The sequence below is a fragment of the Agromyces sp. NPDC004153 genome (genome assembly GCF_053603635.1).
Genome location: NZ_JBSGFY010000002.1, coordinates 380,755 through 402,787, shown reverse-complemented (window position 1 = coordinate 402,787; position 22,033 = coordinate 380,755). Strand labels below are relative to the sequence as shown.

Sequence of the window (22,033 nt, the reverse complement as noted above, 5' to 3'; positions counted from 1 at the left end):
CTAGCCGAAGAGGTTCTGCAGGTCGATCATCACGCGCGGGATGGCGTTCATCTGCGCCTGCGCGAGCACGATGACGATCGCGTAGAGGACGACCGTGATGAGCGGGATCCACTTGAACCACTCGGCCGCGAGGCGCCGGACACGTGCCGACGCGGGAATATGACCCTCGCGCAGGTTGTGCAGGGTCACCACCCAGAACGTCGGGATGGTCACCGCCCACGTCAGCATGCACCAGGGGCACAGCACGTCGAGCACGTAGATGCTCTGGTAGATGAGCCAGCCCACGAAGACCAGGGCCCCGGCGACGCCCACGTTGAACCCGATCCAGAACCACCGTGCGAACTGCGCTCCGGCCAGGATCGCCACCGCGATCGTGATGACGACGGGCCAGGCCATCATGCCGATGAACGGATTCGGGAAGCCGAACACCGAGCCCTGCCACGATGCGAGGTTCGTGCTGCAGCCCACGAGCACCCCGACGTTGCAGTTCGGGACGTGCTCGGGATCGGCCAGTACGAGGACCTTCTCGACCGACAGCTCGAACGCGGCGAGCAGGCCCAACGCCCCGGCGATCACGAGGAACACGGCGACCGCGACGGGTCGGGACCGCGGGGGAGTGTCCGGCATGTTCGTATTGTGGCATGCCGTTTCCACACGACCCTGTGAGAGCGTGCGATAATCGAAGGAGTCGCACGGGCCGCGCCCGCCGCGACGCAGACGAAGGCTTTGAGGATGCCCCGCATCCGAGTAGGCGGTGAGATGCACCGCGAGACGTGGCGACACAGGCACCCAGCCGGTCGCAGCAGTGAGAAGGATTGGCGGTTCCGCGCAGGGCGCGAGACCGCTCGAGACGAGAACGGAGCGGATGGCGCGGCCGTCCACACCGTCGTAGGAGTGCACCAGAGATGGTGGAAGGCAACGACAACCACACGAACGAACCCGATTCCGGCAGCGGCACAGCGAAGCGACGCGGCGGCCTGTTCGGGGCCCGACGCAACGGTCGGGGTCGCACGCCCGACCGCACCGCGCTGAACGGCGAGTCGCCCGTCGACGAGACGTCGCCGGCAGCGCCCGAATCGGATGCCGCAGAGGCGCGCTCGGTCGACGAGCCGACCGTCGCGGCATCCGACGAGGTCGAGACCGCACCGGCCGCCGACGCGACCGATGAGGCCGAGGCGAGCACCGACGACGCCGACGACGCGGACGACGCCGCCGACGCCCCCGAGGCGGAGGAGGCCGCCGCCGAGGCCGACGCCGAGCCCGAGCCGTCGCCCGAGCCCGCCTCGCCGATCCCCGCGACGCTGACCACGACCTCGCTCATCTTCCACGCGCCGCCCGTGCTCGTTCCCGCCGAGCGGCCCGAACGCCCCGAGCGCGGCGACCGCGGTGGCGCCGGCGCTGCGGAGGAGTCCTCGAGCGTGCGCCGTCGCACCCGCCGCCGCAGCGGCGAGGAGGGCCGCCCGAGCGGCGACGAGCCGGCGAACACGGTGGTCAAGGTGCGCAAGCCCCGCGAGCCCGAGCTCATCACCGAGCCGCAGAAGGTCAAGGGCTCGACCCGTCTCGAGGCGAAGAAGCAGCGCCGTCGCGACGGTCGCGACGCCGGTCGCCGCCGTGCGGTCATCACCGAGGCGGAGTTCCTCGCCCGCCGCGAGTCGGTCGACCGCCAGATGGTCGTGCGCGCGAAGGACGGCCGCGTGCAGATCGGCGTGATGGAGGATGGCGTGCTCGTCGAGCACTACGTCGCCCGCAACCAGGACGCCTCGCTCATCGGCAACGTCTACCTCGGCCGCGTGCAGAACGTGCTGCCGAGCATGGAGGCCGCGTTCGTCGACATCGGTCGCGGCCGCAACGCGGTGCTCTACTCCGGCGAGGTCGACTGGGACGCCGCCGCCGAGAACGGCGAGAAGAACCAGCCCCGCCGCATCGAGCTCGCCCTGAAGCCGGGCGACCGCGTGCTCGTGCAGGTCACGAAGGACCCGGTGGGCCACAAGGGCGCCCGCCTCACCAGCCAGGTCTCGCTGCCCGGCCGTTACCTCGTGTACGTGCCGAACGGCTCGATGAACGGCATCAGCCGCAAGCTGCCCGACACCGAGCGCGCGCGCCTCAAGAAGATCCTCAAGGAGGTGCTGCCCGACAACGTCGGCGTCATCGTGCGCACCGCCGCCGAGGGCGCCACCGAGGAGCAGCTCACGCTCGACGTGAACCGCCTCATCGCGCAGTGGGCCGACATCTCGACGCAGCTCGAGAAGGTGCAGGCGCCCGCGCTGCTGCACTCCGAGCCCGACCTGCTGATCAAGATCGTCCGCGACGTCTTCAACGAGGACTTCCAGAAGATGATCATCTCGGGCGACGACGCGCGCGAGACGATCGAGCGCTACCTGCGCGCCGTGGCACCCGACCTGCTCGAGCGCGTCGAGGCGTACTCGGGCGAACGCGACGCGTTCGACGAGTTCCGCATCACCGAGCAGATCGAGAAGGCGCTCGACCGCAAGGTCTGGCTGCCGTCGGGCGGGTCGCTCATCATCGACCGCACCGAGGCGATGACGGTCGTCGACGTGAACACCGGCAAGTTCGTGGGTTCGGGCGGCAACCTCGAGGAGACCGTCACCAAGAACAACCTCGAGGCCGCTGAGGAGATCGTGCGACAGCTGCGGCTCCGCGACATCGGCGGCATCATCGTCGTCGACTTCATCGACATGGTGCTCGAGTCGAACCGCGACCTCGTGCTGCGGCGCCTCGTCGAGTGCCTCTCACGCGACCGCACGAAGCACCAGGTCGCCGAGGTCACCTCGCTCGGCCTCGTGCAGATGACCCGCAAGAAGCTCGGCCTCGGCCTCCTCGAGTCGTTCAGCGAGCCCTGCGAGGTGTGCGCCGGCCGGGGCATCATCGTGCACCACGAGCCGATCATGAAGCACCGCGCGCCGCAGCAGCAGGTGGAGCGCCGGCGCGGTCGCGGCGGCGGCAACCAGCCGCAGCAGCAGCCCGCCGAGGCCAAGGCGCACACGGGCACGCACGCGATCACCGAGGACGTGAAGCACGCCCTCGCCCAGATCGCCGCGTCGACCATCCCGCACGCCGACCACAAGCCGGCGACGGATGCCGCGCCCGCCGCCTCGGACGGCGAGGTCGCGTCGCCCGCAGCCGAGCCGGCTCGCGAGGCCGAGGTGGCCGCCGCGACGACCGACGCCGCGCCGGCCGAGGCGACGGCCGCGCCGAGCGGACGCGAGTCGCAGCCGTCCTCGGGCGGACGCCGTCGCGGACGTCACCGCCGCGTGTCGCAGGAGCAGGGTCCGGCCGAGGTCTCGGCGACCGCTGCACCGGCGCGGGCCGAGTCCGGCGCGCCCGAGCGGGCCGCACGCGAGTCCGCGCCCGCCGCCGAGCCCGCGGCGGCATCCGAGTCGCCTCGCGTCGACCTCGACCTGCCGCCCGTCGCGCCGGCCGAGCGGCGTCGCACCGTGCGGGCCGCCGAGGCCGAGGGGCTCCTCGACTCGGTGCTCGACGCGCTGCCCGCCCCGAAGAAGGCCGGCGAGGGACGATCCCGCAGTCGCCGCGTCTCGACCGCGGCGCTCAGCACCGCCGGCGGTCCGCCGGTGATCACGCGCGCCGACGGCACGACCGCCGGCGAGCACCAGGAGTAGGCCTCGACCCGGGCGGTCCCGGCTGCGGCGCTCGCGCGCCGTCAGCCGTGGTGCCGCCCGGGTCCGCCCCGGCCGTGCCGCTCGCGGGGCGTGACGCGCAGCCCGCTCGCCGCGAGCCGGCGCACGAGCTCGCGCGGCGACACGGGTTCGGCGCCCGCGGCCACGAGCTCGTCCCACCGCTCGACGGGGACGTCGTAGTGGTCGAGGTCGAAGGCGCGCGCCGGTACCCCGTTGCGCTCGGCGAAGGCGCGCAGCTCGGCGACCGAACGGTCGCTCACGAGGTGCGCCCAGACCGTGCCGTGCTTCGGCCAGAGCGGCGTGTCGATGAGCACGGTCATGGGCCCGATCCTACGCGTCGGTCCGCGCGACGCGCCGGGTGACGCGCGTTTGACCGGCCCCGGGGCATCCGGTAGACTCGACCGCTGGTGCCACCGGCTTATCCCGGTGTGCCCGCACAGTTTTCTGGCAGTGACGACCCTCCATCCCGCTGGGGTCCCGCGCAGTGACATCCCATCAGACACCGGAGCCCCGGCTCCCCAGAGATAGGTACGAGTAGTGGTTTACGCAGTAGTGCGCGCCGGCGGTCGGCAGGAGAAGGTTGAAGTCGGCACCATCGTGACGATGGACCGGATCAAGGCGGACAAGGACGGCAACGTCCAGCTCACGCCGGTCCTCTTCGTCGACGGCGACAAGATCACCTCCGACGCCAAGTCGCTCGCGAAGATCACGGTCACGGCCGAGGTCCTGAACGACCTCCGCGGTCCCAAGATCGTGATCCAGAAGTTCAAGAACAAGACCGGCTACAAGAAGCGCCAGGGCCACCGTCAGGAGCTCACGCGCGTCAAGATCACCGGCATCAAGTAGCAGCGGCCCGCAAGGAGAAGCAGACATGGCACACAAAAAGGGAGCGAGCTCGACTCGCAACGGTCGTGACTCGAACGCGCAGCGCCTCGGCGTGAAGCGCTTCGGCGGTCAGGTCGTCAGCGCGGGCGAGATCCTCGTCCGCCAGCGCGGCACCCACTTCCACCCGGGTGCGGGCGTCGGTCGCGGTGGCGACGACACGCTCTTCGCGCTCGAGGCCGGCGCCGTGCAGTTCGGCACCAAGGGCGGCCGCAAGGTCGTCAACATCGTGGCGGCCGGCGAATAGTCGACCGATCGGTCGTGTGAGGGCGGGCTTCGGCTCGCCCTCACGCATTTCCCAGAGCAACAGGAGGGCAGCGGCATGGTCAGCTTCGTCGACCGCGTGACGTTGTTCGTGCGCGCCGGCAACGGCGGCAACGGGTGCGTCTCGGTGCGCCGCGAGAAGTTCAAGCCGCTCGCCGGTCCAGACGGCGGCAACGGCGGCCACGGCGGCGACATCGTGCTCGTCGCCGATCCCCAGGTCACGACGCTCCTGGCGTACCACGGTCGGCCGCACCGCTCGTCCGACAACGGCCAGCCCGGCATGGGCGACAACCGCTCGGGCGCCGCGGGCGAGACGCTCGAACTCCCCGTGCCCGTCGGCACGGTCGTGAAGGACGAGGAGGGCGTCGAGCTCGCCGACCTCGACCAGCCCGGCCTGCGCTTCGTCGTCGCACCGGGCGGCCTCGGCGGCCTCGGCAACGCCGCACTCGCGAGCACGAAGCGCAAGGCGCCCGGCTTCGCGCTGCTCGGCACGCCCGGCTACGAGGGCGAGGTCGCGCTCGAGCTGAAGACCATTGCGGATGTCGCGCTCGTCGGCTTCCCGTCGGCGGGCAAGTCGAGCCTCATCGCCGCCCTCTCGGCCGCACGGCCGAAGATCGCGGACTACCCGTTCACCACGCTGCATCCGAACCTCGGCGTCGTGCAGGCGGGCGACCACCGCTACACCGTCGCCGACGTGCCCGGCCTCATCGAGGGCGCGAGCGAGGGCAAGGGCCTCGGCCTCGAGTTCCTCCGCCACGTCGAGCGCTGCTCCGCCCTCCTGCACGTCATCGACTGCGCCACGCTCGAGCCCGGCCGCGATCCCGTCAGCGACCTCGACGTGATCCTCGCCGAGCTCGCCGCGTACCCCGTGCCCGAGGGGCAGGTGCCGCTCCTCGACCGCCCGCAGCTCATCGCGCTGAACAAGGTCGACGTGCCCGAGGCCCGCGAGCTGGCCGACTTCGTGCGCCCCGAGTTCGAGGCGCGCGGCTACCGCGTGTTCGAGATCTCGACCGTGAGCCACGAGGGCCTCCGCCAGCTCGGCTACGCGCTCGGCGAGCTCGTCGACGAGGCGCGTGCGGCCGCCGCCGCGGCACCCGCACCCGAGCGCATCGTGATGCGCCCGAAGGCCGTCGACGAGGTCGGATTCGTCGTGCGCCCCGAGGGCGGCAGCTACGGCACGATCTACCGCGTGCTGGGCGCGAAGCCCGAGCGCTGGGTCGCGCAGACCGACTTCACCAACGACGAGGCCGTCGGCTACCTCGCCGACCGGCTGGCCCGCCTCGGCGTCGAGGACGAACTGGTGCGCGCCGGCGCGGTCGCCGGGTCGACCGTCGTCATCGGAGCCGGCTCGGGCGTCGTGTTCGACTGGGAGCCCACGCTCACGTCGACGGCCGAGCTGATCACCGCGCCGCGCGGCACCGACGTGCGCCTCGACGACAACCGCCGCGCGACGCGCGCCGAGCGCCGCAGCGAGTACCACGAGCGCATGGACGCGAAGGCCGAGGCCCGCGCAGAGCTGCAGCGCGAGCGCGAGGCCGGGATCTGGTCCGAGGACGAGGACGCGATCGGGCCCGCCGAGCCCGGTACGGAGGACGACGACCGGTGACCCCGCGCACCCGCGCCGACATCCCGAACGCCCGTCGCATCGTCGTGAAGGTGGGCTCGTCGTCCATCAGCGGCGAGAACGCCGGCCAGATCGGCCCGCTCGTCGACGCCCTCGCCGCGGCGCACGAGCGCGGCACCGAGGTCGTGCTCGTCTCGTCGGGCGCGATCGCCACGGGCATGCCCTACCTCAGGCTCGCCGAACGGCCCAACGACCTCGCGACGCAGCAGGCCGCGGCATCCGTGGGGCAGAACCTGCTCGTCTTCCGCTACCAGGACTCGCTCGACCGCTACGGCATCGTCGCAGGCCAGGTGCTGCTCACCGCGGGCGACCTCGAGCACGCGACGCCGCGCTCGAACGCGCAGCGCGCCATGGACCGGCTCCTCGCCCTGCGCATCCTGCCCATCGTCAACGAGAACGACACCGTGGCGACGCACGAGATCCGGTTCGGCGACAACGACCGCCTCGCCGCGATGGTGGCCGAGCTGATCGGCGCCGACCTGCTCGTGCTCCTCTCCGACGTCGACGCGCTCTACACGAAGCCGCCGCACCTCGAGGGCGCCGAGCGGATCGAGCACGTGCCGTTCGGCGACCCGCTCGCGGACGTCGAGATCGGGTCGATCGGACGCGCCGGCGTCGGCACCGGGGGAGCGGAGACCAAGGTCTCGGCCGCCCGCATCGCCGCGGAGTCGGGTGCCGCCGTGCTCATCACCGCGACGCCGCTCGTGTCGCAGGCCCTCACGGGCGCCGAGGTGGGGACCTGGTTCGACGCGGCCCCCGTTCGTCACACGGCCGGGGCGTAGGCCGCGCTCGCCTAGGCTGGTGCCATGGAGCACCCCGACCTCGACACGACGGTGATCGACGCGCGGCTCGCCGCCGCGAAGGAGGCGTCGTACCGGCTCGCCCGCGCGACGACGGCCGAGAAGGATGCCGCGCTCGAGCAGGTCTCCGTCCTCCTGCGCGAGCGCGCTGCCGAGATCATCGCCGCCAACGCCCGCGACCTCGAGGCGGGCGGCGAGGCCGGCCTCTCCAGCGGACTCCTCGACCGCCTCGCCCTCGACGAGCGCCGCGTCGGCGCCCTGGCCGACGCCGTCCTCGAGGTCATCGCGCTCACCGACCCGATCGGCGACACCGTGAGCGGCCGTTCGCTCCCGAACGGCGTTCGGATCGACCAGGTGCGGGTGCCGCTCGGCGTCGTCGGCGCGATCTACGAGGCGCGTCCCAACGTGACGATCGACATCGCCGTGCTCGCGCTGAAGAGCGGCAACGCGGTCGTGCTCCGCGGCGGCACCGCCGCCGAGCAGACCAACCACGTGCTCCTCGGCGTGCTGCGCGACGCGCTCGAGTCCGTGGGCCTTCCCGCCGACGGCGTGCAGACGGTCGACGACTTCGGCCGCGCCGGCGCGCGCCACCTCATGCAGGCCCGCGACTACGTCGACGTGCTCATCCCGCGCGGCAGCGCGGGCCTCATCCGGGCGGTCGTCGACGAGGCGAAGGTGCCCGTCATCGAGACGGGCGCCGGCGTCGTGCACATGTTCCTCGACGCATCCGCGCGCGAGGACTGGGCCGTCGAGCTCGTGCACAATGCGAAGGTGCAGCGACCGAGCGTGTGCAACGCGCTCGAGACGCTGCTGGTGCACCGCGACGCCGCCGAGCGGCTGCTGCCGGCGGTGCTCGACCGGCTCGAGGCATCCGGCGTCACCGTGCACGCCGACGAGCGCGTGCACGCCCTGCGACCCGAGACCGTGCCCGTGACCGACGAGGATTGGGCGACCGAGCACATGAGCCTCGACCTCTCGGTGGGCATCGTCGACTCGATGGACGACGCGCTGCGCCACATCCGCCGCTACTCCACGAAGCACACCGAGTCGATCGTCACGAACGACCTCGGCAACGCCGAGCGGTTCCTCAACGAGGTGGATGCCGCGGCGGTCATGGTGAACGCGTCGACGCGGTTCACCGACGGCGCGGAGTTCGGATTCGGCGCCGAGGTGGGCATCTCGACGCAGAAGCTGCATGCCCGAGGGCCCATGGGCCTGCCCGAGCTGACGAGCACGAAGTGGATCGTGCGCGGCGCCGGGCACGTGCGCGCCTGACCTCGCTAGACTGTCACGAGCAACACCCGCAGGATCGAAAGGAACGGCGAATGAGCCTCACGACCGCAATGCTGACCGGCACGGTGCTGACCGAGACGGTGCACGCGAGGGAGCTCCCCGTGGAGGCGTGGGTCTACGGACTCGTGGCGCTCATCATCTTCGCCGCACTGGCCTTCGTCACGGCGTCGTACCGCGACGTCGCCAACCGGCACCGGTCCAAGGCCGAGGCCTACGCGGCGCGCCACGGCGGGGGCGAGCACGGCGGCCACTGAGGTCGCGCCATGAGCGGCGGGAGCGGCCGACCACGCATCGGCGTGATGGGCGGCACGTTCGATCCGATCCACCACGGCCACCTGGTCGCGGCCAGCGAGGTCGCCCAGTCGTACGGACTCGACGAGGTCGTCTTCGTGCCGACGGGGGAGCCGACGTACAAGTCGGTGGTCACCCCGGCCGAGCATCGCTACCTCATGACGGTCATCGCGACCGCGTCGAACCCGCGCTTCACCGTCAGCCGCGTCGACATCGATCGCGGCAAGCCGACGTTCACGATCGACACCCTCCGCGACATCCGTCGCGAGCGCCCCGAGGCGGAGCTCTTCTTCATCACGGGGGCCGATGCGATCGCTCAGATCCTCAGCTGGCGCGACGTGGAGGAGCTCTGGGAGCTCGCCCACTTCGTGGCTGTGAGTCGTCCGGGACATGACCTGTCCGTTTCGGGTTTGCCGGAGCAGGACGTAAGCTTGCTGGAGGTCCCGGCACTGGCGATCTCGTCGACCGACTGCCGAGACCGGGTACGCTGGGGTTTCCCGGTGTGGTACTTGGTGCCTGATGGGGTCGTCCAGTACATCTCCAAGCACCACCTCTATCGGAGTGTCGAATGACGTCGTCGCAGGAACCGCCGCTGACGCGGCGAGAGATGCGAGAACGCGAACGCCTGCTCGAGCAGCAGGCGGCTTCGTCGACCCCCGATGCCCCGCCCGCCCCGGCCCCCGCGCCGCAGGCTCCGCCCGCGCAGCAGCAGGTGCCGCCGCAACTACCGCCGCAGGCACAGGTGCCGCCGCCGGCCCCGCAGCCCGTTTCGGCTCCGCCGCAGGCGCCGCAGACCGACTACACGGCGCCCCGTCCGGCCGGCGGATTCGCCGACCCGTCGTCTCCGTTCGGCGGCGCCATCGCGTCGCCGCCCTCGGCTGCGCCCGGCAGTCCGTACCCTCCGCAGTTCGACCCCACCGCCTCCGCACCGCCGCGCCAGGAGCCCGTGCCCGAGCCCTCGACGCCCGAGCGCACGCTCACGCGCCGTGAGCTGCGGGCGATGCTCGACGCGCACGCGGCGGGCGAGTTCCACGACCTCGACATCTTCGACGACCTCGGGCCCGAGACGCCCTCGGCGCCTACGGCCGTCGCGCCCCCGGCTCCCGCACCCGCGGCGCCCACGCCTGCAGCTCCGATGCCGAGTGCGACGTCGAACCCGTTCGGCCAGCCGCCGGCGCCGACGCGCGCGCCCGCGCCGCACCAGGTCGCGGATGCCGCGATCGCCGACGAGCCCGCCGCCGCCCCCAAGCCGGTCGGGCACTGGACGTCGCAGCTCGACGCCCCGATCGAGCGGGCCGAGCCGTTCGACCAGCTGCTGTCGCGCGGCGGCATCAGCCACGGCGTGCCGACGACGACGAACGCGCTCATCCTGCCCAACCTGCCAGATCAGGGCCCGATGAGCGACGCGCTCGCGAAGAGCGGCGAGGTCATCGTGACCGGCTCGATCGACCTGCCGCGCAGCTTCGGCGCGACGGGCGTGCATCCCAGCCAGATCGACTCCTCCGACGTCGACCGCCTGTTCGACCAGGTCGAGGACGGCGCGGGCGTCGGCGCACCCGTCGCGGCCACACGGGCGATCAGCACCCAGAACAATGCACGCGCCATGATGGCGCCCCCGAAGAAGGAGGGCATGAACGTTCCGCTCGTGCTCGCCGTCACGGCCGGCGTGCTCGCCCTCGGCGTCGTCGCCACCCTCATCATCGGCGCGGTCGCCGGCCTGTTCTGATCGGCCGCGTCATCACCAGCTACCGGAAGTGAGCGTATGACCGCATCCGACCAGGCACTCGACTCGCTCGCCCTCGCGGCGCGCGCGGCCGACTCGAAGGGCGGCGAGGACCTCGTCGCCCTCGACGTGTCGGTGCCGCTGCCCTTCGCCGACGTGTTCCTCATCGTCACGGGCACGTCCGAGCGCAACGTGATCGCGATCGCCGATGAGGTCGAGGACGTGCTCCGCAAGGCCGGCGCCAAGACGCACCGCCGCGAGGGCCACGACGCCGGACGATGGGTGCTGCTCGACTTCGGCGACCTCGTCGTGCACGTCTTCCACCGCGAGGAGCGGCTGTACTACGGTCTCGAACGCCTGTGGCTCGACTGCCCGGTGCTGCCGGTCGCACCGCTGCTCGCGGCGGGCAGCGGCAGCTCCTCGAGCTGAGCTCGGGGCTTCCGCGGCATCCGTCGGCTGAGCACCGCTCGATTTCATCGGAGGGCCCCGGCTGGTGTAAGCTCAATTCGTTGCCCCGAACGGGGCGCACGGGTCTGTGGCGCAGCTGGTAGCGCACCTGCATGGCATGCAGGGGGTCAGGGGTTCGAGTCCCCTCAGATCCACCAAGAACCCCTGAGAGTCGCGAGATTCTCGGGGGTTTTCTTCGTGGGGGACGGCCCGTTCGAGGCGGTCGAGGCCCTTTTGGGGCCTTTTTCGTTTCGGTCGGCGGGATGCCACAGGCATCCACATCCGATTCCCACTGACGTCGAGCATCGCGGGGCGACGCGCACTCCTAAGGAGTATGAGCAGATCACCCCAACCCAACGTCCCCGAAGCACGGTTCGACGAGAACCTCGGCGAATACCTCAGTGTCGACGAGCTCGCGCAGTACCTCCAGCTGTCCAGAGAGACCATCTACCACTGGCGTCTCGAAGGAACGGGGCCGAAGGCCACCAAGCTCGGCAAGCACCTGAGATACAGCCGCGAGAACGTGGCGGCTTGGCTTAAGGACCGCACGGATCGGCGAAGAGGACGGTGAAGGGTCGTCTGCTCTGCTCGGAATCCCGAGTCACGACCACAGCAGGAGCGCCAGCACTAACCCTGCCAGCCAGCCCAGGCCAGCCACTTCGAGACTTACAGCCGAATCACACTCCGCTTTCACCATGTCGCCGGAAGTCCCCCCGCATGAGGACATCCAAGAGTGTCGGCCGACAGGGCTTGTCAAAGTTGGTCCTAGTAAATGAGGACTTTTCAAGTCGCGGGAATAGGAGTATGACAGGGGCGGGTCCGGCACTCCGGGCTATCACATCGAAGTGGGGAACCGGGATGTCTCTAATCGTTGGGATACACGGAATCCGGTGGCGTCCCCTGGGGTCGCCACCGAGAAACTCTCCTCTGACCATCGAGTCGGCCAACCTCGCCGTGCGGATCAATCCTCGGTATCGGAGGTCGCCAACAACGGCGTCGGCCAGCAGCATCACCAGATGTTCGTTGGGAGCGACGCTTCCCGGCACCTGCCGAGCGACAGCAGCCCTAAGTAAGAAGCATTGGCGACTTTGGAGGCGATGAGGAATGCAACGGGAGGATGATGGCGAGGAACAGCTCAGTGCGTTCTATGCCGCGTTGCAGGGCGTGGACCGCAAGCTGGAACTGTGGTCGCAGCATCGCGCACCCAGCGACTACAGCGTCAGCGATGAACTGAGGACCCTGCACGTCGGCACAATGCTCGACCTCCTCGCCAGGAGCTACCCACATCGCGAAGACGCGGTACTGCTCCTGTCGGCGATGCTGGACTTCGGCGACGAAGGTGCGCGAGGAGTTCTGGTCGCCGTGGCGGAGGACCTGCTGCTCGCCCTCCGTCATGGCGAGCCTGCATGTGACGAATTGTGGGGGTCAGGGGACCGAGCCCTGTCTGGGCGACTTACCCGCACCGTCGCGGACATCGCCGTTGCCCTGGGACAGCTCTCCCACGCCTTCAGCCTGTACAACACTGCTGCCGAACGAATGCGATTGGCGGGTGAGACGTTCGAGAGTCTCGCGCAAGTGCTCACTCAAGCCCTGAACGTGGGCGAGCAGCTCTCACCGCCCCCGCGGAGCGACCTGGCGAGGGTGTACGACAACCGCGGGGTGACCCTCCTCGAACTGGGGATGCCGGACGAGGCGATCGACGACCTCTATGAAGCCCAGAGCTTCGCCGATGAGCCGATGGCTCGCAGCTACGTCAACATGGATCTGGCGAGCGCCCTTCAGCAGGTCGGAGAGCTGGACCTCGCCGTGCAACTTCTCGAGGACAATGTTCGCGCAGCGGAGTCGGGTGAGCCGTCCGCGCCACGTTGGCTCCTCCTTCACAATCTTGCTGAGGCGTACCAGCAGTCCGGAGATGACGCGAGGGCCTTCAATGCGTACCGGCGAGCCGAGCAATGGTTCGGTGATGCTCCGCCCGATCGTGCCTACATAGGCGCGAGAAGCCGAGCGATCGCGGCCGCAGCCGTCGGTGAGCACGAGGCCGCGGAGCGAGCGCTTGCGCAGGCGTTCGGATTCGCGGCGGAAGACATCGAGTCTCGGATTCAGCCGCAGCGCTTCCTTGACGCGACAACAGAGGCGCTTTCACGCGCCGTCCCGGTCGATTCGCGGACCGCAGAGGACCTCCGCCTCGGGTTCTCGCTGAGGCGGGCGAGACGTCTGAAGGAGGCAGTTCCGGCTCTGCAGCGTGCGGTTGCGGGCGCCGCAGAGAATGGCGACCGATTGACCGAGCTGCTGGGTGTCGCCGTGATGGCCGCGACACGGGCAGAGCTCGGAGAAATCGGCGCACGCGAAGCGTACGCCGCCGCGGCCAACGTTCGCGCCGACGCTATCGGTGCCGGCTTGATTCCACCCGCGGCCATGGCGAGCGACGCATTGGCGGGGATGCTGGAGGCAGGACTGGACGCGAGCATTGCCGACCGGGACTCGATGATCCTGTCGCTCGAGGCCATACGCCTGGGTGAGCTGAACGACGTCGTGAGGAGTCAGATCGGTGATCACCACGCCGAACGGCTTGGCATCATCGACGCGGGCTCGTCGATGGCACGGCTGGCGAATTTGGTACGGAAACTGTCACCCGCCATGGCCGTCGACTTCTATCAGCAGGCGAGAGCAGGGGCGCAGAATCTCGGCAACACTAACAACTATGCAATCCTTAGCGGGGAGCTGCTTACACTGCTCATCGAGACGGAGCCGGGCGTGGTTCCTGACGTCGATCCGGTCCTCGCCGCGCAACTCGAGACCGAACTGCGTGCCGCGCTAGATTATCCCGGCCTGAGCCACCACGCGCGGCTCAGCTGCCATTTCGCGCTTGCGATCGAGGCAACCGCTGTCGATCCTTCGGCCGGGTTGCCTGATCTCCGTGCCGCCGCGGAGTCTGTTGAGGCTATTCGGCGCGAGTACGATCTCGGATCGCGACACGCAGAGGCGAGCGCCGTCGACGAAGGCTTCGGCGTCTACCCCGCGATGCTCGCCGCCCTGGCATCGAGCACGAACCCGGCTTCGGAGTCATTCGACATCCTGCAGCGCACCAGGGCGCGCGCCCTCTTGTCGGCGCTTGCGACACGGCAGGGGACGGCGTATTCCCCGCCAGACCTTGCGGAGTCGGCTGCACTGGTCGCGGGGCTGCCAACGCCGACCACCTTCGTGGACCTCGCCATCGTGCCTCGAGGACTCCGTGCTTACATACTCGATGATCAGGGATTGCGTCTCGTCGACGTCCCGGGCGACCTGGGACCGTTGCGATCGGTGCAATTCGGCGACGTGCGAAGGCGAGCGCGTGAGATCGTCCATCTCACCAACTCTTCCGAGATTCTGAGCGACCTCGTCGCGGCGGTGGAGGCAGCCGTCGCGCCCGGCCAATCGCTCCTCATGGCCTGCGACGATGAGTTAGCAAACCTGCCGCTACACGCTATTCCTTCGGGTGGGCGGCCTTGGGGTGCTTTCCGATCCATCGGGCGCATCGCGGCAGTCGGCATGCTCCGTTACCCACCCCCGCACAAATGGTCATCCAGATCGATAGTGGCAGGCGACTCGACTGGAGATCTTCCGTACGCGGCCGACGAGTGCCGGGAGGTGGCGGCGGCGCTCGCGACTCAGCCGATGATCGGGCCCGGTTGCACCGTACATGCGGTCCAGCAGCGCCTTATCGCGGGCGATCACGACGTCGTGCACTTAGCGGTGCACGGCAGAGCAGACGTGCTGAGAGGTGGTCGTGCGAGCCTCCTCTTCGCCGCCGACGGCATGTCGCCAGAGTGGGTCAACTTCGATCGTCTCGTCGACCTGCCATGGAGTGGCCTGCTGATCGTGTTCTCAGGTTGCAGTACCGCCGTCGGAGGCCCCCGCAACGGGCGCGGGCTGTACGGAATCGCACAGGCAGCGGCGGCGACGGGTTCCATCGTGACCGTCGCCAGCCTGTGGCCGGTCGAGGACGAGGCCGCCATGGTGTTCATGGCTGGCTTCTACCAGGAGTTCAACGCGGCGAGAGCGCACGCAAGCTGGGTCGATATCCGCGCGGTGATGGACCGAGCGCGGGCGCACCTGCGGACGTGGCTCGATGAACGGCGAGGTAGTCATAGCGGTCGGGCGCGCGATGGACGAGATCTAGGCTTCGACAACCGAGCCGCAGCGCATCCTCCGATCGAGCCTGACACGCAGGACATGCTGTCGTGGGCTTCGTTCGTCGTCATCGGCAACCCGATCCTGTCGGTCTCGACATGAGACGACGTGATCAGCCCGCCGCCTTGAGTCTCGTCGCGCACCGCGCGCTCCCGTGCGACGATGGCGGCGCTGAGACCGAGAGCGTCGGGAAGTCCTCCGACTTTCCCGTGGCGTAAGGCTTCCTCGGACAACAGGCTGAATGCGGCGTCGTCCTGCTCTGCGAGGGATGCCGCCGAGCCGATCGACTCGAGGGTTTGACGCGAGATGGGCGGTGGACTCGTCATCCCAGGCGCTGCGCAGAGGCAGACCGACCGCGGTTATCGAGGAGGCGGCTGGCGCGCCGCGGATCTCATCCGCATGCGGGATGCTGGGGGTCAACGCGATAGTGAGCGCACCGGAGACAGATCCGGAGGCAGCGTCTCGCAGAGCGAGGGGCGAGAGTGTCGGGATGCGTCTCCAGATCAGCACCGATCGTGCTTGTGCGATGCTCGCGCAGCCAATCGACGAGGGTCCGGCTGACCACCGAAAAGGCGTCGCGGAGTCGTTCGAGCGCCCGGCATAAATGGCCTCGTTGTCACCCGTATCCGGTTCGAGCGGGTCATTCGCCTCGGTGGAGTTCGCATCAGTCACTAGGCACGCACCCGGAGGATCGGATCGCCGATCAGCGTGAAGGCCGCCCACTCGAGCGCCGCGGCAGACTGCGGCAACATCTTCGTCGGTGCTGCCGCCGGAGTCTCGTCCACTGACTCGGCCGACCACAGATCCCTCCCGTCACGGCGGGTGCGGGCGTCGTCGACCGACGTCGGGTGAGTCGTCCGATTGCCAGGAGTGGACCGGCTGCGCAGGTGGCGCCGCGCTTCATCCAACACCTGCCGGAGGTCGACCCAGTTCGCTCTCGTTCGCGCGGCCTCTAGTCTCTCGTGGAAAGCAATCATGAAGTCTCGCGCGCTCTGATCGTCGACCGGCCATAGACTTGCCACCGCCACAGGCGCTCCGGCTTCGAAGATCGATTGGACCACTCCGAACAGGCCCTGGCCATCGCGGGGACCACCTACTGCTGTGCTGCAGCCCGAGAAGACGACGAGGCCCGCACGCCACGACAGCTGCGCGAGTTCACCGAACTCCACCCAGGAGGTTGCCGCTCCGTCAGCGAACAGAAGACTGGCTCGCCCGCCCTTCCGCGCGTCCGCGCGCCCATGGACAGCGATGTGAATGACATCGAGGTCCGGACGCTCACCTGCGGAGGACATCGCGGCCCGGACCGCCGAGAGGGTGCAGTCCTGCCTCACTAAAGCTTTCGCGCCCAACGCACGTGCAACGTGCGCACACTCATCGAGAGCGCCCGGAAGATCTCCTGCCGAGTCGCCTACGACGATAGATCTTCCCGCCCAGCTGCGAGGGCGCGTGAACTGCAGTGCTGCGATCGCAGGGATCCGCCCCATCGGCCGCTGTTCCGCCCAGGACCTGCCGTCGAACGGGATAGCCTCGAACGGCAGGTTCGACAGTGGGTCGTCGACAGCGATCAGGATCGGTCGACCAGGCGGCAGTAGGCTTTCCACATGCGAAACAAGCTCGCGCATGACGTTCGCTGTGAGCGTGAGCTCGAGAATCGACGCCGCCCGCCGTCTCACATCGCCGACATCTGCGCTGGTGAGCTCGGCCGTCGATCCGTGCGCATCGACCGTCCGGACGCCTGCCTCGTCCACGATGAACGCGCGCAATCCCCACGGCGCCGAGGTGACATCGACGAGGGTTGTTGGCACCGGCAACCGACCGAGCAACTCAGCGACGGCTACGCTGTCCGGCGGCTGAAATTCCTCGCCTGGGTCGCGAAGCCAAGCGAGGCGCTCCATGAGACGCCGGGCGCGAAGTCGCTGTAACTGGTTGAAGGCATCGATGTCGGGCTCGCGCGCCTGAATCAGTGCACTTAGCAGCAGTTCGTGCACGGGAAACCGGGACTCCAGTTCGGGCAGGCGCGAAGGATCGAGACCCACCGCTCCCGCAGCCTCGTGGCGGAGCGTTTCGAAAAGGGTTGACCCCTCTCGAAGCACATCAAGACTGGACCTCGCATCCTCCTTCAGTAAGTACCCGCCGAGCGAGTGCAGCGCCGCCAAACGTCCTTCGACCGGCGTCGCTGCGTCCATCGCGAATTCTCGCAGTCTGCTAGCGACCTCGCCGGTCCTCTCCTTCGCCGATGGAACGCGTTCCAGCGCAGCGAGTAGATTCGCTGTACGGAAGACCTCCCGTTTCAGGTCGCGGGTGTCTCGGGCAAGTTCGAGTGCTTCATCGAAATAGCGGATTGCCAGTTCGAACGCTCCATGCCCTGAGGCGCTGCGTCCGAGTTCTTCGAGCTCGGGTCCAGGGTCACGGAAGACAACCTGTGAGCGCAGCCTCGGCTCGAGCTCCTCGCGTTGCTCAATTGCCAACCATCCGAGCCCCCAGCCTTCTACCGTGAGAAATAGAGCGTCGAGGTCAGCATCGTTTGACTCGAGACCGCGGCGGATCAGCCCGGCGAGTGCCGCCCCCGCAAGGACAGCTGGGTACGCGAGACCCCGGGTAAGTGCTGTCTGGCGCACCGATGACAGCCGGATCTGTGCGCGGCGGGCAAGAGCGCCGAAACCAGCCTCGATGGCGCCGACGTGCGCGCTGCACTCGAGCGCAGTCAGCTCATCTCCTACTCGAGATGCCGCCTCGGATACACGCAGGTAGAGTTCTCTCGCAGCGTCCAAATCTCCCGCTCGATCGCGCTCAAGGGCCTCCGACCGCAGTTTCCAGACAGATCCGTCGACGTCGACCAGTCGCGCGATCGCGTTCGCCCATCCGGCATCGAACCGTTCTCGGTCCACACGCGCGCGAACGGATGCCTCGGCCAGATGAATGGCTTCCGCGAAGGCGCTGGCGGAGGCCTGTTGGTCTCCGAGGCGGACAAGCACTCGGGCGCGAGCTCGCGCTGTCGTGTAGCGGCGTTCAACGAGTTCATAAGGAAGCACTTCGGCTCGACGTTCATACAAGGCGAGAGCGCGCTCGTCATTCCCCGCCAGCTCGTGGGCATGCGCGAGGTTGTTTAGCGCATCTGCGTGCAGCAGCGTGTCTACCGACATCGCCTCGATCCGACGGAGGTTCGACTCCATCACGGCGATCGCGCGATCGAACTCGCCGAGATCGAGCAACGCATGACCTCGATGCTCGTCGATGTAAGCCTTCGATGTCGGATCGTCGGCGAGTCGAGAAGCAATGCGGAAGTCCTCGAGCGCGCGATGCGGCTGCCCGAGTCGCAGTGTGGCGAGGCCACGGTTGTCATGGCAGATTTTCAGGGTGTCCGCGGGTAGCTGCGACCGAAGGCTTTGCGCCAGGCCGATCGCGGCGTCGTACGCGCTGACGGTATCGCGCATTCTTCTAAGTGCGAAGCGTGCACGTGCGGTCGGAATTAGGACGGCGAACGCCTCAAGATCCTCACCTGCCGCTGCCGCGAGCTGCGAAACGGACTCCCCGATGTTTGCCAATCCCTCATTGTCCTCCTCGGTAAGCAAATGGTGGCAGAGATCGAGACATTGCTCGACTCCGGGCAGTGCCGCCGCAACTACCCCGGGCATCGCGAGGACGGCGCTGCTCGAACCATTCGCAAACGCGCTTGCAAAGCGGCCCAGCCTCTCATCGGAGGCCAGCTCCGCGATCGCCGTTAGAAGCGCTGACGCGTCGACGTCGGGTGGGATCGGAGGCGCTGGAAGCGGCCATCGGCCGGCATACGCGTCATCGACGCGCCGCAGCGCATCGTCGAAGATGCTCCGGAAGACCTCCGGTTGGGGACCTGCCCCGAACTTCACCGTAGGCATCTTGCCCCTATCGTCGCGCCCGACGACACCCAAGCCGTCGGTGGTCCGACCGCTCGGCGCTCGTCGCACAGCCACCGCCCGGAAGGGCGAAGCTCCACGAAGCCGGTTCAGGAAGACCGGGCTTGCGCACAACCGCGGCGTTCATCGCCCGAACGCTCCAGGCCCTACGATCCGAAGCGCCGTCAAGGCCGAGGTCCAGCTGTCGGTCGGCGGCGCGTCACTTCGTCGTTCTCCCCCCAGATCCCTCAGCGCCGCCCGATCGCGAAGCGGGTGGATGATCTCGTCGAAGGACTGTCGTCGCTCCAGATACCGGAGGGAAACGTCGCGCCGCGTTGTGGCGATGGCTGCTATTCGGTCGACTCCGACGGAGCGATCCTCGGGCAAGCCCGCGCTGAACGGTTCTCCCAACGTATCATCGAGCCAGAACACGTGCCGGGCCTGCCGGGGGATCACCTTCTCGCCGAGCAGCAGCACCCTGCCGCTGGCAGCGCAGTCGAAGAGCGCCACAGACAGCGACACGTCGGCGGCGTTCTCGACGGCGATGCAGATGCGGTCCCCGATTTCCACTTCGTACGGCGCGTGCTCGCCTGGCTGAACCTGCGGAAGGTCAGGATCCTGTGCGGCATCGCCCGCGAAAGAGGCGTCGCCGCAATCGAGCAGCCAAAGTCGCAGAAGGCTGGGCAGATCGCGGCAGGCTCGCGCCATCCGAAGCGGCGCGGAGTAAGCCTGATAGTGCTCGACCGCGGACCGCGCAAGGCCGATCCGGTCGACAGGGATCGTTGCGAGAAGCGGATCGTCCGCGTTGTCGCCTGTGCCATGGACGTCATCGACCAGTGCCCAGTCGCCGTCGATCCTGCGCACGAGAGTGAGCTCCGCTCGGTCCGGCTCAACCATCTCGATAAGCGGTGATGCGTCAAGCTGCGCCGCCAAGTCGGCGTCGAGGGGGTCCAAGGCCACCTGAAGCTCTGCGCCGCGACCGGAACCGATCAGTCGCCCGCGTGGCGCTGCAGGCAGCACGAACGGCTCCACGGCCACCGCCTCGCTAGTCGCGCGCTCTGACTTCACGACGCGGATCGTGCCCTTGCGGGCGGCGAGATCGTCGTCAGTGCCCAGCGGGGGGAAGGCCGGAGGACCCTCCCCATAGACGCCGATCTCCGCGTCGACCGTAACCCCGGCCAGCGATCCGGCGTCGATCCGGTAACCGGCGGGGATCTGCACCACTGCGTAGCCGGGATCGGTCTCATCGTCCGGGCCGAACCCGAACACCCGTCGACCGAACCGACCGAACAGCCAAGGAGTCTGGAGCGCGTTCGCTTCCCGAACATCCGCCTCAATTCCGCGCCATATGCGGCCCCAACGCAGATCCTGCAACTCCGTGTGCGACAGGGCAGAGAGGTTCGCCAGGAGCGCCCGGCTCAGCTCTCCATTTGTCATGCCCCCGGCGGTGCCAGACTCGCGCGCGCGCTGGTCATCGCGACAGGCCGCCACGACCTGGCACTGCTGGAGCGAGGTGACGGCCGGTACGATCCCGCGAACGGACCCGGCCGGGGGTTCCGTGCCAGCGGGCAGAGTGAGTTCGGGCGTGGGCCAGAATCTATCCGTCCCGGTGGTCGACCCCTCGTCGAGGCTCCGCGTGGCTCCCCCGGAGTTGCAACAGTCCAGGATCACCGTCACGGCTGCCGACCGTGCGGCGATTCGGGCGATGAGCGCGTTGAGTTCCCAGTCGTAGAGGAGCCGATACTCAGTGCCCTGCTTCTTGTCCTTCGGAAGCAGCGCCTCGCGCGCGAACCGCGGGCCTCCGTCGCGCGACAGCAAACTCTGTGTGCCGTGTCCGGAGTAGTAGATGAAGACCCGGTCCTCAGGCGCCACAGCGTCGGTGCCGAGCTCCCAGAGGGCAGCCCGGATCGTGTCGAGCACGGGCGATTCCTCCGGGACGTCTGTCTCGTGCGGGCTGCCGAAGCGCGGCGCCGTGAGCCGGCGAATGTGAGCGGCGGGTACTCCGACACGGTCGATGAGGAGGCGCTGCACGACATCGATGTCGTTGACGCAGCCGGTCAGCATGCCGCCGCCATCGTAGGCGTCGATCCCGATCAGCAGGACGTGATGGCGCGGAGGCACCGTCTACCCCTGCTTGGGATAGATCTGCGCGACGAAAGCCCGATCGCCTGGGGTGATGTCCGAACCGCCCGCGATGTCCTCGCCGTTCGTCGTGAGGAACCCGGGGATCTGATAGCACATGATCGAGTCCTCTTCCGCGGTCGGCGTGCCGAGGATCGAGGACTCCTCGAGAGGTGTTAGGACCTGATCGATCACTTCCTGGGGTGACCAACCCTGGGACGCCATGTAGGCGCGGATGACCTTCTCGCGGTCGAGGCGCTGGACGATTGCCTGCCGCATGTGCTCGTGGGGGAAGCCCAGGGTGTGGCCGGCTTCGTGACGCACCACACGATAAAACTCCGAGTCGGGCGTCGCCATCGTGAATGCCTCGAGATTCATCGTGGGCCGGTCCGCGTCGATGAGCAGAATGTCAGTGCCGAGATTCGACCAGTAGCCCTCATCACCCGGCGAGTCCGCCGGGGTCCAGCGCGCGATGCGCACCTGCGGCTCGCGGTCGGATGGCCGGAACTCGACAGTAGCCGTCTCACCCCAGGCATTCAGATGCGCCACGATCCGATCGCGGAGCTCTCGGTCGGGCGTGTCGATGAATCCGACAGTAAGATGCACGCCGCCCGAACCCCAGTAGCGGGTCACATCGACGGCGAGGCGATCACCCTCGCTGGCCCTCGACAGTTCGTCGTCGTCTACGCCTAACGGTCGATTCGCCGCATTCTGGTCGATCGCATTCCTTGCGGCGCGTGCCCAGTCGGAACGCGGCAGGAGTCGCGGCGAGCAAGAGATGAATTGTGACGGCGTCATGACGTTCCCCCACCCTGGAACCTGCAGTCAGCCTCATTATTTCCCTATCACGAATTGACAGACAAGTGGCAAAGTCGATCCGAGACACT

General features: G+C 68.5%; 17 protein-coding genes and 1 tRNA gene. 13 read left to right on the top strand and 5 right to left on the bottom strand.

The features are described 5' to 3' along the window. Window positions 1-627, bottom strand: a complete 627-nt coding sequence (locus ACWEOH_RS15835; protein WP_452032587.1) for a vitamin K epoxide reductase family protein — start codon at window positions 625-627, stop codon at window positions 1-3. Window positions 628-905: 278 nt separating this feature from the next. On the opposite strand from ACWEOH_RS15835, the gene ACWEOH_RS15830 reads away from it, so the two are divergent. Continuing rightward, a complete protein-coding gene (locus ACWEOH_RS15830; protein ID WP_452032585.1) occupies window positions 906-3,638 on the top strand; it encodes an Rne/Rng family ribonuclease in 2,733 nt (910 codons plus the stop codon). 41 nt (window positions 3,639-3,679) lie between these two features. Here the strand turns inward: ACWEOH_RS15830 and ACWEOH_RS15825 are convergent, their stop codons facing one another. Then, entirely contained in the window at window positions 3,680-3,976 is a 297-nt protein-coding gene (locus tag ACWEOH_RS15825; protein ID WP_452032583.1) for a DUF4031 domain-containing protein, read from the bottom strand. Between the two features lie 217 nt (window positions 3,977-4,193). Here ACWEOH_RS15825 and rplU point away from each other — a divergent pair, with 217 nt between their 5' ends. From rplU to ACWEOH_RS15765, 12 genes are all read left to right on the top strand, one after another. Continuing rightward, a complete protein-coding gene (gene rplU / locus ACWEOH_RS15820) occupies window positions 4,194-4,502 on the top strand; it encodes a 50S ribosomal protein L21 (protein WP_148734950.1) in 309 nt (102 codons plus the stop codon). A gap of 25 nt (window positions 4,503-4,527) precedes the next feature. Continuing rightward, window positions 4,528-4,785 carry a 50S ribosomal protein L27 gene (rpmA, locus tag ACWEOH_RS15815; RefSeq protein WP_148734951.1) on the top strand — a complete coding sequence of 86 codons (258 nt, stop codon included), beginning with the start codon at window positions 4,528-4,530 and terminating at the stop codon, window positions 4,783-4,785. Window positions 4,786-4,860: 75 nt separating this feature from the next. Continuing rightward, a complete protein-coding gene (gene obgE, locus ACWEOH_RS15810; RefSeq protein WP_452032581.1) occupies window positions 4,861-6,408 on the top strand; it encodes a GTPase ObgE in 1,548 nt (515 codons plus the stop codon). Then, complete coding sequence (proB, locus tag ACWEOH_RS15805) at window positions 6,405-7,208, top strand: glutamate 5-kinase (protein WP_452032579.1); 804 nt, start codon at window positions 6,405-6,407, stop codon at window positions 7,206-7,208. Before obgE ends, proB begins: the two co-directional genes overlap by 4 nt. 24 nt (window positions 7,209-7,232) lie before the next feature. Continuing rightward, window positions 7,233-8,501: a glutamate-5-semialdehyde dehydrogenase gene (locus ACWEOH_RS15800; RefSeq protein ID WP_452032577.1), complete on the top strand. Its 1,269-nt coding sequence runs from the start codon at window positions 7,233-7,235 to the stop codon at window positions 8,499-8,501. 50 nt (window positions 8,502-8,551) lie between these two features. Next, window positions 8,552-8,773, top strand: coding sequence for a hypothetical protein (locus tag ACWEOH_RS15795; RefSeq protein ID WP_452032575.1), 222 nt, complete (start codon window positions 8,552-8,554; stop codon window positions 8,771-8,773). A 9-nt stretch (window positions 8,774-8,782) separates the two neighbouring features. Continuing rightward, a complete protein-coding gene (gene nadD / locus ACWEOH_RS15790; protein ID WP_452032573.1) occupies window positions 8,783-9,382 on the top strand; it encodes a nicotinate-nucleotide adenylyltransferase in 600 nt (199 codons plus the stop codon). Window positions 9,383-9,417: 35 nt separating this feature from the next. After that, complete coding sequence (locus ACWEOH_RS15785) at window positions 9,418-10,536, top strand: hypothetical protein (protein WP_452032571.1); 1,119 nt, start codon at window positions 9,418-9,420, stop codon at window positions 10,534-10,536. Between the two features lie 36 nt (window positions 10,537-10,572). Then, window positions 10,573-10,962, top strand: a complete 390-nt coding sequence (gene rsfS / locus ACWEOH_RS15780) for a ribosome silencing factor (RefSeq protein ID WP_148734957.1) — start codon at window positions 10,573-10,575, stop codon at window positions 10,960-10,962. A 100-nt stretch (window positions 10,963-11,062) separates the two neighbouring features. Continuing rightward, window positions 11,063-11,138: transfer RNA gene (locus ACWEOH_RS15775), tRNA-Ala, on the top strand. 176 nt (window positions 11,139-11,314) lie between these two features. Beyond that, complete coding sequence (locus tag ACWEOH_RS15770) at window positions 11,315-11,551, top strand: helix-turn-helix transcriptional regulator (protein WP_452032569.1); 237 nt, start codon at window positions 11,315-11,317, stop codon at window positions 11,549-11,551. A gap of 533 nt (window positions 11,552-12,084) precedes the next feature. Next, complete coding sequence (locus ACWEOH_RS15765) at window positions 12,085-15,255, top strand: CHAT domain-containing tetratricopeptide repeat protein (protein WP_452032567.1); 3,171 nt, start codon at window positions 12,085-12,087, stop codon at window positions 15,253-15,255. Window positions 15,256-15,824: 569 nt separating this feature from the next. Here the strand turns inward: ACWEOH_RS15765 and ACWEOH_RS15760 are convergent. From ACWEOH_RS15760 to ACWEOH_RS15750, 3 genes are all read right to left on the bottom strand, one after another. Then, the gene (locus ACWEOH_RS15760; RefSeq protein WP_452032565.1) at window positions 15,825-19,028 is read right to left on the bottom strand and encodes a CHAT domain-containing protein; all 3,204 of its coding nucleotides are present in this window, start codon (window positions 19,026-19,028) and stop codon (window positions 15,825-15,827) included. A 141-nt stretch (window positions 19,029-19,169) separates the two neighbouring features. Beyond that, on the bottom strand, window positions 19,170-21,146 hold the full coding sequence (locus tag ACWEOH_RS15755) for a caspase family protein (RefSeq protein WP_452032563.1): 1,977 nt from the start codon (window positions 21,144-21,146) through the stop codon (window positions 19,170-19,172). A 3-nt stretch (window positions 21,147-21,149) separates the two neighbouring features. After that, window positions 21,150-21,944 carry a hypothetical protein gene (locus tag ACWEOH_RS15750; RefSeq protein WP_452032561.1) on the bottom strand — a complete coding sequence of 265 codons (795 nt, stop codon included), beginning with the start codon at window positions 21,942-21,944 and terminating at the stop codon, window positions 21,150-21,152. Window positions 21,945-22,033: the final 89 nt, after the last annotated feature.